The 14205-nt window shown below is 67.7% G+C and carries 11 protein-coding genes; all 11 read right to left on the reverse strand.

Annotated elements, in window-relative coordinates; all coding sequences use genetic code 11:
• Positions 1–5: 5 nt before the first annotated feature.
• Positions 6–1229 carry an NnrS family protein gene (locus tag YU1_RS27500; RefSeq protein WP_245263203.1) on the reverse strand — a complete coding sequence of 408 codons (1224 nt, stop codon included), beginning with the start codon at positions 1227–1229 and terminating at the stop codon, positions 6–8.
• Positions 1204–1674: a membrane protein gene (locus YU1_RS0102240; protein ID WP_029002692.1), complete on the reverse strand. Its 471-nt coding sequence runs from the start codon at positions 1672–1674 to the stop codon at positions 1204–1206. Before YU1_RS0102240 ends, YU1_RS27500 begins: the two co-directional genes overlap by 26 nt.
• A gap of 12 nt (positions 1675–1686) precedes the next feature.
• Positions 1687–2205, reverse strand: coding sequence for a molybdopterin adenylyltransferase (gene mog, locus YU1_RS0102245; RefSeq protein WP_029002693.1), 519 nt, complete (start codon positions 2203–2205; stop codon positions 1687–1689).
• Positions 2206–2211: 6 nt separating this feature from the next.
• Positions 2212–3213, reverse strand: coding sequence for a GTP 3',8-cyclase MoaA (moaA, locus tag YU1_RS0102250; RefSeq protein WP_029002694.1), 1002 nt, complete (start codon positions 3211–3213; stop codon positions 2212–2214).
• Positions 3210–3491: a hypothetical protein gene (locus tag YU1_RS0102255; RefSeq protein ID WP_029002695.1), complete on the reverse strand. Its 282-nt coding sequence runs from the start codon at positions 3489–3491 to the stop codon at positions 3210–3212. Before YU1_RS0102255 ends, moaA begins: the two co-directional genes overlap by 4 nt.
• A gap of 9 nt (positions 3492–3500) precedes the next feature.
• Positions 3501–4292 carry a peptidylprolyl isomerase gene (locus tag YU1_RS0102260; protein WP_051356382.1) on the reverse strand — a complete coding sequence of 264 codons (792 nt, stop codon included), beginning with the start codon at positions 4290–4292 and terminating at the stop codon, positions 3501–3503.
• A gap of 119 nt (positions 4293–4411) precedes the next feature.
• The gene (gene narI / locus YU1_RS0102265; RefSeq protein WP_029002697.1) at positions 4412–5200 is read right to left on the reverse strand and encodes a respiratory nitrate reductase subunit gamma; all 789 of its coding nucleotides are present in this window, start codon (positions 5198–5200) and stop codon (positions 4412–4414) included.
• A gap of 12 nt (positions 5201–5212) precedes the next feature.
• Positions 5213–5926: a nitrate reductase molybdenum cofactor assembly chaperone gene (gene narJ / locus YU1_RS0102270; protein WP_029002698.1), complete on the reverse strand. Its 714-nt coding sequence runs from the start codon at positions 5924–5926 to the stop codon at positions 5213–5215.
• The gene (narH, locus tag YU1_RS0102275) at positions 5926–7452 is read right to left on the reverse strand and encodes a nitrate reductase subunit beta (protein WP_029002699.1); all 1527 of its coding nucleotides are present in this window, start codon (positions 7450–7452) and stop codon (positions 5926–5928) included. The genes narJ and narH overlap by 1 nt, the downstream gene beginning before the upstream one ends.
• Entirely contained in the window at positions 7449–11207 is a 3759-nt protein-coding gene (locus YU1_RS0102280; RefSeq protein WP_029002700.1) for a nitrate reductase subunit alpha, read from the reverse strand. The genes narH and YU1_RS0102280 overlap by 4 nt, the downstream gene beginning before the upstream one ends.
• Positions 11208–11222: 15 nt before the next feature.
• A complete protein-coding gene (locus YU1_RS0102285; protein ID WP_156921906.1) occupies positions 11223–13973 on the reverse strand; it encodes a nitrate/nitrite transporter in 2751 nt (916 codons plus the stop codon).
• Between the last annotated feature and the right edge of the window lie 232 nt (positions 13974–14205).

Consider the following 14205-nt stretch of genomic DNA (forward strand, 5'->3'; position numbering starts at 1 on the left):
GCGGCTCAGCCCCTGCGATTGAAGAAATACGGTCCGTAGCCGATCGCGAAGACCACGAAGGCCGCAACCCAGGCCGACGCGGCCAGATACATCAACGGGACGGTCCAACCGGTCGCGAAGATCATGGCGAGGCGTAGGGCGAGCGCGACGGCGACGAGCATGTAGCTCGCCAAGGTGGCGCGGGAGGCTTTCAGGGCCTGTCCGCTGTGCCCGAGCGTCGCCCGGGTCATGATGGCGAGCGTCATGGTGCCGATGGCACCGATGGCCCAGACGTGGATGCCGAAAGCGACCGGGATTGCCCCTGGCGCGAAGGCATGGGCGGCGGCGGCCAGAAAGCCGGCCGCGGCCAACAGGAAACCGATGTGGAGAACGAGCACCAGCCCGTCCGAGCCGGTGCGCCAGCCCTGCCAGCGCGACAGCCGCCAAAGATTCGCGCCGCCGGCGGCCAGCAGCAGCGCCCCCGTCGGCCGGTCATGCGGCAATGCCACCCAAAGTGCCAAGGCGGCGCCCGACAGCGCCATCACCATGCCGTCGGCCCGGTTGAACGGAACCGGCCGCTGCGCGATGCCCCGCGCGGCCAGCCAGTTGTGGGTGAAGCTCGGCACCACGCGGCCGCCGATCAACAGGATCAGGAAGATCAGCAGGGCAACGGCGGCGCGGCCGGACACCACCGCCGTCCCCTCCAGGGCCACCTCCAGATGGAACACCGCATTCACCAGCCCCAGCAGCAGCACGAGGCCAGCCACCTTCACATTGCGCCGGTTGCGCCCCGCCACCACCTCCCGGCCGATCACGCAGGCCAGGACGAGCAGAAACCCGCAGTCGACGACGAGCGCCGCGAGCCAGCCGATCTTCGCCGACAGGAACACCGCGCCGCGTCCCGCAAGCCACAGTGCGGCGAGCGCGACGAGGGCGCGCCCGGCCACAGGCGGGCGCCCGGTCCAGTTGGGGACCGCCGTCAGCAGGAAGCCGGCGATGACCGCGGCGCCGAAGCCGTAGATCATCTCATGGACGTGCCAGTCCAGCGGCGGGAAGGCGGTCGGAATGGTGATCTCGCCGGAGAAGAACGGCGGCCAGACGGCGATCGCCGCCGCCGCCCAGAGCCCGGCGGCCAGAAAGAACGGCCGGAAGCCGCGGCTCCACAGGTCCGCGCCGCCGAACGGCCGGCGCGCCTCCGCTGCCTGTCTCATGCGGCACGCCCTTTCATGGGAAGAACAGGCCGTGCGCACCCGCGACCGCCCCGAGAATGGTGATCGCCGCGCCCGCAAGCAGGGCCTCGTGGAGACGGCTCATGCGCAGCAGCGTGACCTGCGGCTGCCGCCGCGCCCGGCGCTCGACGATGCGGTGCAGCAGCGGCTCCATTACGAACAGCAGCAGCATGAACACCACCCACAACGCGACCATGGTGCCCATCCACCAATATGCGGGCTCGTGGAAGCGGCTCCACAGGTTCATGCGATAGACCATCCAGAAGCCCGTGGCCCCGGCGAGCGGCACCGAGAGCCGCACCTGCGCCACGAAGCGCCGTTCCACCAGTTCCACCAGCGCCGCGCCCTGGACCCCGGTCAGCGCCCGCGCCAGCGGCAGCAGCACGAAGGTCACGAAGGACAGGCCGCCGATCCAGTGAACCACGGCGATCACATGCAGCGCACGGGCGAAGGCAACATCATCCATGATGGTCGATCCTCATCCCGGCCGGAACGCCTGGATCACGGCGGGATTGGTCTCGATCCGTCCGGCGCCGATGAGATCGAGGGCATAGGGCACGGCGGGAAACACCGCCGAGAGGCAGGTGTCGATGGCCGCCGGCTTGCCCGGCAGGTTGATGATCAGCGTCGTGCCGCGCACGCCGGCGGTCTGGCGCGACAGGATGGCCGTGGGCACGTCCCTGAGGCTCGCCTGCCGCATCACTTCGCCGAAGCCCGGCAGTTCCTTCTCCATCACCATCCGCATCGCCTCCGGCGTGAGGTCGCGCGGCGCCGGGCCGGTGCCGCCGGAGGTGAGGACGAGGTCAAGCTGCTCCACGTCCGCCATGTGCGAGAGGACGGCGCGCACGCTCTCCACGCCGTCGGGAATGACCCGCCGGACCGGATCCCAGCGCGAGGCGATGGCATGGGCGAGCCACTCCTCGATGGCGGGCCCGGCGAGATCGGCATAGTCGCCGCGGCTCGCGCGGTCGGAGATGGTGAGGATCCCGATGCGCACCATGTCTCAGCCTCCGAGCGCGGACATATGCCGCGCCAGTGCGGGTGCGCCGTTGCGGGCGATGGCGAAATCGTGGCCGCGCGGCTTGCCACGAATGCCGGCATCGATGGCCGCATGCAGCGCGTCATCGCCTTCCGAAGCCCGCAGCGGCGCCCGCAAATCCACCTGTTCCTCCTGCCCGAGGCAGGTGTAGAGCACGCCCTTGGCGCTGACGCGCACCCGGTTGCAGGTCTCGCAGAAGCTATGCGTCAGCGGCGTAATGAAGCCGATGCGACCGCCGGTCTCGCCCACGCGTGCATAGCGCGCCGGGCCGCCGCTGCGCTCGGACGTGTCGGTGAGGGTCCAGCGCCGCTCGATGATCCGGCGCAGGTCGGACAGGGGCAGGTATCGGTCGGTGCGGTCCTCGCCCACGTCGCCGAGCGGCATGGTTTCGATGAGAGTCAGGTCCATGCCGCGCCCGTGAGCGAAGGCGATGAGATCGTGTATCTCGTCCTCCGTGCTGCCCTTCAGGGCCACGGCGTTGATCTTCACCTTGAGGCCCGCCGCCTCCGCCGCCAGCAGGCCTTCCATCACCACCCCCAGCGTACCGCGGCGGGTGATGGCGCGAAAGCGCGCCGCATCCAGCGTATCCAGCGAGACGTTGACCCGCTTCACTCCGGCGCGGGCCAGCGCCTCGGCATCGCGCGCCAGCAGGCTGCCGTTGGTGGTCAGGGTCAGGTCCCTGAGCCGGCCGCCGGCGAGATGACGGGAGAGGCCGGCGACGAGGTCGAGCACGCCCTTGCGCACCAGTGGTTCGCCGCCGGTGAGGCGGATCTTCGATACGCCCCGGGCCACGAAGGCCGAGGCGAGGCGGTCCAGTTCCTCCAGCGTGAGCAGTTCGCTGCGCGGCAGAAAGGTCATGTCGTCGGACATGCAATAGACGCAACGCAGGTCGCAGCGGTCGGTGACCGAAAGCCGGAGATAGGTGATCCGCCGCCCGAACGTGTCGATGAGACCGCAGCCGCTCATGCCGCCTCCTCCGGCAGCGCGGCGGCCAGGATGGCCCGCACCGCGGCAAGGCCGGGATCCTCGGCACGGTTCATGATGCCGATGAGCTGGACGAAATGATCGTCGGTGGCCGTATCCAGGAAATTCCACACCAGCGCGGCCATCATCTCCGGCGGGGTGCGGCCGTCGGCTGCGGAAGCGGCATTCAGCCGGGTGGAGAGACCCGGCGCATCGAGAGCGGAGAGGAGACGCGCCGAGACCTCAGGGTCGTCGAGCGCGGCGATGAGCGCGCCGAGCATGCCATTCCCCTATTGCACGAGCGGGCTGTCGGCGCCGTCGAGCGCCACGCCCTTGATGTCCGCCCGGCCGACCAGCAGCGAGACGTACTGGGCATAGGCCGAGCGGGCCACGTGATCTTCCAGATAGGCGGCGATCCGTTCCCGCACCGCCTCGAACGGCAGTTGCCGCCCCTCGATGCGACGGTGAACGCGGATCAGGTGGACGCCGTAGCGCGTCTCCACCGGGGCCGAGATCTCGCCGGCCGCGAGGCCGGCCAGCCCCGCCTGGAATTCGGGCGTGGTGTCGCCCGGCCCGATCTGGCCGAGGCTACCGCCGACCGCCGCCGACGGGCAGTCCGAATGGGCCCGCGCGAGCGCATCGAAGCGGTCCGGCGCGACGGCGAGTTCGGCGGCGAGATGCGCCGCCTTTTCCCGCGCGGCGGCAAAGGCCGCCACGTCGTCGCGGCGGGCGGCGCACAGGATATGATCCGCCTCCCACAAAGCGGGTGAGACGAAGCGCCGGAGATTGTTGGCATAGAAGCGCCGCAGGGCCTCCTCGTCGGCGACGGGCGTGCGCACCTCCTGTTCGAGCAAGGCGCGCATCAGCGCGTCCTCCTCGGTCTCGCGGCGCCCGTCCGTGTCCAGCTGCTGGTCGACCGGGATCTCCAGCCGCCGGGCCTCCTGCAACAGCAGTTCGCGCACCACCAGCGCCCGGGCGGCGGCGCGCCACCCCTCGGCCGGCGTCCGCGCCGGGGTGTTCTGCACCTCGGCGGCAATTGCCTTGCGGGAGATGGACACGCCGTTGACGCTGACGGCGGGCATGGTCACGCGCTCCTTCGAGGGCGTGGTGTCACGCACCAGCGGCGCGTGCTCGTGCGGGTGGGCCGCGTCCTGTCCGGCGTGCTTGGCATTGTGATCGACGACAAAGGTCACCATGGCACTCACTCCGCAGGCCGGCGAACGGTCAGGGCAGGCGCCGGACGAACCGCGGGTGCGGACGCCGGACGTTGCTGGGCGTGGCCCATCCCCTGCCGCGCCCCGTGGGCGAACCGCGTGCGCACCACCTGATAGCCGGGCCGGCCGAGATACCAGACCGGCGCGCTCCACACATGCACGAGGCGGGTGAAGGGGAAGACCAGGAAGATGGTCATGCCCAGCAGCAGGTGCGCCTTGAAGATGGGATTCACGTCGGCCACATAGGCCGCCGCGGCGGGCTGGAGGGTGAGGATGCCCTGGGCCCAGTTCATGAACTTCACCATCTCATGCCCGTCCATATGGCCGAGCGAGACGAAGATGGTGGAGAGGCCGAGGGTGAGTTGCAGCCACAGCAGCAGCAGGATGGCAGTGTCGCCGAAGCTCGACGTGGCGCGGATGCGCGGGTCGAACAGCCGGCGGTGAGCCAGCAGCGAGATGCCGATGAAGCAGGCCACGCCCGCAAGGCCGCCCACGGTGATGGCGAGGCCCTGCTTGAAGGAATGGCTGATGCCCAGCATGTCGAACACCCAGATGGGCGTCAGCAGGCCGGCGGCATGGCCGACGAAGATGATGAGGATGCCCACGTGGAACAGGTTCGAGCCGAGGCGCAGCTGGCGGCGGCGCAGCAACTGCGACGAGCCGGTCTTCCACGTGTATTGCTCGCGGTCGAACCGCACCAGACTGCCCAGCAGGAAGACCGTGAGGCAGAGGTAGGGATACCAGCCGAAGAGCGCTGAATTGATGGCAGAGGACATGGTTCGTCTCCCTCAAGCAGTGGCGGTGCGCGCGTCGCGCGCGCCGGCCCGTATTTGCGTGCGCAGCCGGTCGACGGAGCATCCGCCCAGGGCCTCGCCCGGCCCGAACACCACGGCGCTCTCCTCCCAGGCGGCATCGAGCGCGCGCAGGTCGTCCGCGGCGGTTTCGCCGTCATCGAGGTCCGGGGTCCCAACGTCGGCGGCAGCCGCGCCGCCGGCGATGCGCACCGCCGCGATCACGGCGCGGTAAGGCGTGTCGCGGCCGGCGAGCCGCTCCTCGAGCGTCGCCAGGATGTGGTCGGTGTCGGCCAGCAGCCCCCTCGCCTCCCCGAGCGGCCGGGTGGCGAGATATTCCAGGAACAGCGGCAGATAGTCCGGCAGTTCGTTGGCGGCGAGCAGCAGCCCGCCCGCCTCGTAGAGCGCGGCGAGATCCACCATCGCCTGGCCGCGATCCCGGCTCTCGCCGTGCACATGCTCGAACAGGTGCAGCGAGAGCTTGCGCGAGCGGTCGAACAGCTCGACGTAATCCGCCTGCAGATCGTAGAGGTCGCGGGTCCGCAACCCGTCGAACAGCGGGCCGAGCGCATCGCAGGCACGCCGGTCCAGCAGCCCGTCGGCGGCCAGCGCGGCCTCGATCTCCGGCACCGCGGCGACCAGCCGCGCGTCCGGATAGCTCAGCAGCGCGGACAGCGCCTTAAAGGTGAGATGTTCCACAGCATCGGCCATCACGCCACCTCCATCGGATTGCGCGCCTTGGGTGTCTGGCGGGTGCCGAACAGGTTGGTCTCGGACGAGCCGCCCGAGCAGCCGTTGCCGAAGGAGAAGCCGCACGAGCCGCGCAGGTCGTAGGCGTCCTCGCTCCATTCGCGGTGCGCGGTGGGGATGACGAAGCGATCCTCGTAATTGGCGATCGCCATCACCTGGTACATCTCCTCGATGGCCGCTCCGCTGAGACCGACCTCGGCGGCGATGCGCTCGTCGAGACGCCCGTCCACGGTCTTGGCGCGCATGTAGCCGCGCATGGCGAGCATGCGTTCGAGCGCCAGGGCCACCGGCTCCTCATTGCCGGCGGTGAGCAGATTGGCGAGGTAGCGCAGCGGGATGCGCAGCGAGCGCACATCCGGCATGTCGCCATTGACGCCCATCTTGCCGGCGGCGGCCGCCGACTGGATCGGCGAGAGCGGCGGCACGTACCAGACCATCGGCAGCGTGCGGTATTCGGGATGGAGCGGGAAGGCGATCTTCCACTCCATCGCCATCTTCCACACCGGGGAATGGCGGGCTGCGTCGAGCCACGCCTCCGGCACACCGTCCGCCCGCGCCTGGGCGATCACCGCCGGATCCTTGGGATCGAGAAACAGCTTGAGCTGCGCCTCGTAGAGGTCCTTCTCGTCCGGCATGCTGGCCGCGGCTTCGATGCCGTCAGCGTCGTAGAGCACCACGCCGAGATAGCGAATGCGGCCGACGCAGGTCTCCGAGCACACGGTCGGCTGTCCCGCCTCGATGCGCGGATAGCAGAAGATGCACTTCTCGGACTTTCCCGAAGACCAGTTGTAATAGATCTTCTTGTAGGGGCAGCCCGACACGCACATGCGCCAGCCGCGGCACTTGTCCTGGTCGATCAGGACGATGCCGTCCTCCTCGCGCTTGTAGATGGCGCCGGAGGGGCACACCGCCGCGCACGCCGGATTGAGGCAGTGCTCGCACAGGCGCGGCAGGTACATCATGAAGGTGTTCTCGAACTGGCCGTACATTTCCTTCTGCACGGCCTCGAAATTCACGTCCTTCGAACGCTTCTCGAACTCGCCGCCGAGGATTTCCTCCCAGTTCGGACCCCAGTTGATCTTCTCCATGCGCTCGCCGGAGATGGCCGAGCGCGGGCGGGCGGTGGGGAACGCCTTGCTCTCCTTCGCTGTGTGCAGGTGCTCATAGTCGAAGGTGAACGGCTCGTAATAATCGTCGATCTCCGGCAGGTCCGGATTGGCGAAGATATTGGCGAGGATACGCCACTTCGCGCCCATCTTGGGCTCGATGCGGCCGTTCTTCTTGCGCTGCCAGCCACCGTTCCACTTGGCCTGGTTCTCCCACTCGCGCGGGTAGCCGACACCGGGCTTGGTCTCGACATTGTTGAACCAGGCGTATTCGACGCCTTCGCGATTGGTCCACACGTTCTTGCACGTGACGGAGCAGGTGTGACACCCGATGCACTTATCGAGGTTCAGCACCATGGCGATCTGGGCACGGATCTTCATTCTGCAGCCTCCATCGGCGCGTTGGTCTGGGTCTGATCGGGCGCGAGCGGGCCTTCGAGCCAGTCGACCTCGGCCATCTTGCGGACGACGATGAACTCGTCGCGGTTGGCGCCCACGGTGCCGTAATAGTTGAAGCCGTAGGCCTGCTGGGCGTAGCCGCCGATCATGTGGGTGGGCTTGGGGACGACCCGCGTCACCGAATTATGGATACCGCCGCGGTTGCCGGTCATCTCGGACCCCGGCGTGTTCACGATCTTTTCCTGGGCGTGATACATCAGCATCATGCCCTCCTGGATGCGCTGGGAGACCACGGCGCGGGCGGTCAGCGCGCCGTTGATGTTGAACACTTCCACCCAGTCGTTATCGACGATGCCGGCCGCCTTGGCGTCGGTCTCCGAGATCCACACCACCGGGCCGCCTCTGTTGAGCGTCAGCATCAGCAGGTTGTCGGTATAGGTGGAGTGGATGCCCCACTTCTGGTGCGGGGTCAGGAAGTTGAGCACGATCTCCTTGTTGCCGTTGGGCTTCACGCCCTTGGCGCCGGCAATGGTCTTCAGGTCCACCGGCGGCTTCCAAGTCACGAAGCCCTCGCCGAAGGCCCGCATCCAGAGATGATCCTGGTAGAGCTGCTGACGCCCGGTGAGCGTGCGCCAGGGAATGAGCTCGTGCACATTGGTATAGCCTGCGTTGTAGCAGACCTTCTCGCTCTCGATGCCGGACCAGGTGGGGGAGGAGATGATCTTGCGCGGCTGGGCCTGGATGTCCCGGTAGCGGATCTTCTCGTCCTCCTTGGGCAGCGCCAGGTGGGCGTGCTCGCGGCCAGTGGCCTTGGAGAGCGCCTCCCAGGCCTTGACCGCCACCTCGCCGTTGGTCTCCGGCGCCAGCATGAGGATGACCTCGGCGGCGTCGATGTCGGTCTCGATCTTCGGCTGGCCTGCGGCCGCGCCGCTCTCGCGCACGCCGTTCAGCGCACCGAGCGCCGCCACCTCATGCCCGGTGTTCCACGAGATGCCCTTGCCGCCGTTGCCGAGCTTGTCGAGCAGCGGGCCGAGGGCGGTGAAGCGGTCGTAGAGGTGAGGATAGTCGCGCGTCACCACGGTGACGGACGGCATGGTCTTGCCCGGAATGGGCTCCACGTCGCCCTGGGCCCAGTCCTTGACGTCCAGCGCCTGCGCCATTTCGGCGGGCGTGTCGTGCTGGATGGGAAGCAGGACGACATCCTCCTCCACGCCCAGCACCTCGCCGGCCACTTCCGAGAAGGTCTTGGCCAGCCCCTTGTAGATGTCCCAGTCGGTGCGTGCCTCCCAAGCCGGGGCCACCGCCGCGGAGAGCGGATGGATGAAGGGGTGCATGTCCGAGGTGTTGAGGTCGTTCTTCTCGTACCAGGTGGCCGTGGGCAGCACGATGTCCGAGTAGACGCAGGTGGTGGACATGCGGAAGTCCAGGGTCACCAGCAGGTCGAGCTTGCCCTTCGGCGCCTCGTCGTGCCAGGCGACCTCGCGGTTGCGCACCGCGCCCTCGTTGCCAAGGTCCTTGCCCATCACCCCGTGCGTGGTGCCGAGCAGGTGCTTGAGGAAATACTCATGCCCCTTGCCCGACGAGCCGAGCAGGTTCGAGCGCCAGACGAACATGTTGCGCGGCCAGTTGGCCGGGTCGTCGGGATCGCGGCAGGACATCTCCAGCGCGCCGGACTTCAGGCCCTGGGCCACAAAGTCCTTGGCCTCGAGCCCGGCCGCCTTCGCCTGCGCGGCGAGGGCCAGCGGGTTCTGCTTGAGCTGGGGCGCGGAGGGCAGCCAGCCCATGCGCTCGGCCTTGACGTTGTAGTCGATGAAGCTGCTGCCCCAGTCGCCCTCCGGCGCGGTGGGCGAGAGGATTTCCGCCGCGGTCAGCGTCTCGTAGCGCCACTGGTCGGTGTGGGCATAGAAGAAGGACGTGGAGTTCATGTGCCGCGGCGGGCGGCTCCAGTCGAGGCCGAAGGCCAGCGGCTGCCAGCCGGTCTGCGGCCTGAGCTTCTCCTGGCCCACATAATGCGACCAGCCGCCGCCGGACTGCCCGACTGCGCCGCAGAACACCAGGAGGTTGATAATCCCCCGGTAGGCCATGTCCATATGGTACCAGTGGTTCAGGCCAGCACCCAGGATCACCATGGAGCGGCCGTTGGTCTTCTCCGCATTGGTGGCGAACTCGCGCGCCACGGTGATGATGGCGTCCCGCTTCACCCCGGTGACCTTCTCCGCCCAGGCGGGGGTGAAGGGCACGTCGTCATCGAAGCTGGTGGCCACGTTGCCGCCGCCGAAGCCCCGGTCGAGGCCGTAGTTGGCCAGCATCAGGTCGAACACGGTGGCGACCCGCATCGGCTGGCCGTCCGCGCCGGTGAGCGTGCGCACGGGCACGTTGCGGGTGAGGATCTCGCCGTGCGTGGTGGAGACGAAGTGCTCCGTCGCCCGCCCGCCGAAATAGGGGAAGTCGACGGGCGCCACGTCGGCGTCCGTGCCCTTCAGGGTCAGGCGCAGGCGCACGTCGCGGCCGGAGCCGTCCTTCTGCTCCAGGTTCCACTTGGCGCCTTCGCCCCAGCGATAGCCGACCGAGCCCAGCGGCGCGACGAGCTCGCCGCTCGTCTCGTCGACGGCCACCGTCTTCCATTCGGGATTGTTGGCCTCGCCGAGGCCGCCCACGAGGTCGGAGGCGCGCAGCATGCGCTCGGGCACCAGGCGCCCGTCCTTCTCGGTCAGGCGCACCAGGAAGGGCATGTCCGAATAGCGGCGGGCATAGTCCTCGAAATAGGGCACCTGCCGGTCGACATGGTATTCGCGCAGGATCACATGGCCCATGGCCAGCGCCAGCGCCGCATCCGTGCCCTGCTTGGGATTGAGCCAGATGTCGGCGAACTTGGTGGCCTCAGCATAGTCCGGGCTCACCACCGCGCTCTTCGTGCCCTTGTAGCGCACTTCGGTGTAGAAATGGGCGTCCGGCGTGCGGGTCTGCGGCACGTTGGAGCCCCAGACGATGATGAAGCCGGCGTTGTACCAGTCCGCGCTCTCCGGCACGTCGGTCTGCTCGCCCCAGGTCTGAGGCGAGGCCGGCGGCAGGTCGCAATACCAGTCGTAGAACGACATGCACACGCCGCCGAGCAGCGAGAGATAGCGCGAGCCCGCCGCATAGGAAACCATGGACATGGCCGGGATCGGCGAGAAGCCGATCACCCGGTCCGGCCCGTGGGTCTTCACCGTATAGGCATTGGCCGCGGCGATGAGCTCATTGACCTCGTCCCAGGTGGCCCGCACCAGTCCGCCATGGCCGCGCACGCCCATGTAGGACGCCCGCTTGTCCGCATCCTCGACGATGGACGCCCAGGCGGCCACCGGCGGCAGCTTGGCCCGCGCGGCGCGCCAGAGCTTGAGCAGGCGACCGCGGATCATCGGGTACTTCACCCGCGCGCCGGAGTAGAGATACCAGCTGTAGGAGGCGCCGCGGGCGCAGCCGCGGGGCTCGTGGTTGGGCAGGTCCGGCCGGGTGCGCGGATAGTCCGTCTGCTGGGTCTCCCAGGTGACGATGCCGCCCTTGACGTAGATCTTCCACGAACACGAGCCGGTGCAGTTCACGCCATGGGTGGAGCGCACGATCTTGTCGTGCTGCCAGCGCTTGCGGTAGCCGTCCTCCCAGGAACGGTCCTCGTTGGTGACGATGCCGTGCCCGTCGGAAAACTCATCGACGGTCTTCTTGAAGAAGGTGAGGCGATCGAGGAAATGAGACATCTATCTCGCCCTTGATTATTCGGCCGCGGCCGGATGGATGGCGGCGCCGCGCTTGGCGCGCTCGACGTCGTGGAGGAGGCCGCCCTTGCGGGTGTAGACGGCCCAGGTGAGGACGAGGCAGCTCACGTAGAAGATCAGGAAGGCCCAGAGCGCCGCCTCGGGACCGCCCGTGAGGGTGATGGAGGTGCCGTAGCCCTTCGGGATGAAGAAGGCGCCGAAGGCTGCGATCGCGGCGGTGAAGCCGGTGATCGCGGCGCTCTCCTTCTCCGCCTGCCTGCGGCGGGCTTCGGCGTCGGCGTCCGGCATCAGGCGGGTCATCTCCTTGGTCATGATCGCGGGGATCATCTGGAAGGTGGAGGCATTGCCGACGCCGGTGGCGAAGAACAGCAGCAGGAAGGAGGCGAAGAAGCCCCAGAAGGCGCCCGACTGGTCCTTGATGCCGATGAACCACAGCACACCCGACACGCCGACCATCATCAGCACGAAGGCCACCATGGTGACGCGGGCGCCGCCGTACTTGTCCGCGAGCCAGCCGGAACCGGAGCGCGAGAGGGCGCCGACCAGCGGGCCGAGGAAGGCGAACTGCAGCGCGTTCACATCCGGGAACAGCGCCTTCGCCAGCAGCGGGAAGCCCGCGGAATAGCCGATGAAGGAGCCGAACGTGCCGGTGTAGAGCCAGCACATGATCCAGTTGTGGGCGCGGCGGAAGATCACCGCCTGCTCCGCGAACGAGGCCTTGGCGTCGGCGATGTCGTTCATGCCGAACCAGGAGGCGAAGGCGGACAGGACGATGAAGGGCACGAACACGAAGCCCGCGTTCTGCAGCCACAGCGGCGCGGCTCCGCCTTGCCCCTTCACCATGGCCGGATCACCGCCCAGCCAGCCGAACACGCCGGCGGTGATGACGAGCGGCACCACGAACTGCACCACGCTCACCCCGAGGTTGCCGAGGCCGGCGTTGAGGGCCAGCGCGTTGCCCTTCTCCGCCTTGGGGAAGAAGAAGGAGATGTTGGCCATGGAGGAGGAGAAGTTGCCGCCGCCGAAGCCGCACAGCAGGGCGAGGATCAGCAGCACCACATAGGGCGTGTCCGGGTTCTGCACCGCATAGCCGATGCCGAGCGCCGGGATGACCAGCGACCAGGTGGTCAGCGTCGTCCACAGCCTCCCACCGAAGATGGGCACCATGAAGGAGTAGAAGATGCGCAGCGTCGCCCCTGAGATGCCGGGCAGCGCGGCGAGCCAGAACAGCTGGTCCGTGGTGTAGGTGAAGCCAACCAGCGGCAGCTTGGCCACCACCACCGACCACACCTGCCAGATGGCGAAGGAGAGCAGCAGCGCCGGAATGGAGAGCCACAGGTTGCGTCGGGCGATGGCACGCCCGGTCTTCGCCCAGAACTCCGGATCTTCCGGCCGCCAGTCGGTGAGGACGGCGCCCGACGCTTTGGGCGTGGCCACCGGCTCGGGCATGCCCTGCATCTCGGGAAGCTCAGGCAGGCGGGCGAGCGTCTCGCCGCCGGCCTCGCGCTCCATCTGCCGGACCGCGATGTGCATCCACACGAGGGCGCCGGACACCAGCAGGAACAGCGCCATGAAGCAGCTGGTCCAGAGGCCGGTCAGGTCGAGCAGCACGCCGAACAGGATGGGCAGGATGAAGCCGCCGAGGCCGCCGATCATGCCCACGAGGCCGCCCACGGAGCCCACATGGTCCGGATAATAGACCGGGATGTGCTTGTAGACCGCCGCCTTGCCCAGCGCCATGAAGAAGCCGAGCACGAACACCGTGACGGTGAAGCCGACGAGCCCCATCTCCAGGTGGAAGGCGATGGGGCCGTTAACCCCGTGCACCACATAGTCGGTGGGCGGATAGGACAGGACGAAGGTGGCGCCGATCGCCACCAGGAAGGTCCAGTAGAGCACCCGCCGCGCGCCATAGACGTCGGAGAGATGACCGCCATAGGCACGGAACAGGCTCGCCGGCACCGAGAAGAAGGCGGCGATCATGCCGGCCGTCTTGATGTTGAGCCCGTAGACGTTGATGAGATACTGCGGCAGCCACAGCGCCAGCGCGACGAAGGCGCCGAAGACGAAGAAGTAATAGATGGCGAAGCGCCAGACCTGCACGTTCTTCAACGGCTCGAGCTCGAGCCATGCGCTCTTGGGATGCTCGCCGGTGCGGCGCCGCTCGGCATGGATGGGGTCGTCGCTGGTGGTGAACCAGAAGATGGCCGCCATCACCACGAGGGCAGCCGCCCACACCTGCGCCACCATCTGCCAGCCGAAGGCGACCAGCACGAAGGGGGCAAGGAACTTGGTGACCGCCGAACCCACGTTGCCGGCGCCGAAGATTCCGAGCGCCGTGCCCTGCTTGCCCGCCGGATACCAGCGCGACACATAGGCGACGCCCACCGCGAACGAGCCGCCGGCGATACCCACGCCCAGCGCCGCCACCAGCATCTGGGTATAGGTGGTGGCGTGGGAGAGAAGGAAGGTGGCCACGGCGGCCGCCAGCATGGTGGCGGTGAAGACGACCCGGCCGCCGTATCGGTCGGTCCAGATGCCGAGCACCACGCGGATCAGCGAGCCCGTGAGGATGGGCGTGCCCACCAGCAGGCCGAACTGGGTCTCGCTCAGCCCCAATTCCTTGCGGATGGAGATGCCGATGATGGAGAAGATGGTCCAGACCGCAAAGCACACGGTGAAGGCCACCGTGCTCATGGCGAGCGCTCTGCGCTGCTCGCCTCGGTCGACATCATGGATAGCTGGCATGTTCGCTCTCAAGCCGTATGCGCATCATTCCGCGCCGGCACACGCTCTCGTTACCCCCCTTCGCAAACCTTGATTTGAATCAGAATTCTTAAATAGAGGAAGCAATTTATCAGACGATTGCTGTTTAATCGGGCATAGATTGACTTTTATAATCTATGCATTTGACTTTCTAATATACTTTGATTGATAATTATCAATCTGACTACGAGAATGCGTAGCGGCGCGGGAGGCT

Origin of the sequence: Azorhizobium doebereinerae UFLA1-100, assembly GCF_000473085.1 — a bacterium.
GTDB lineage: Bacteria > Pseudomonadota > Alphaproteobacteria > Rhizobiales > Xanthobacteraceae > Azorhizobium > Azorhizobium doebereinerae.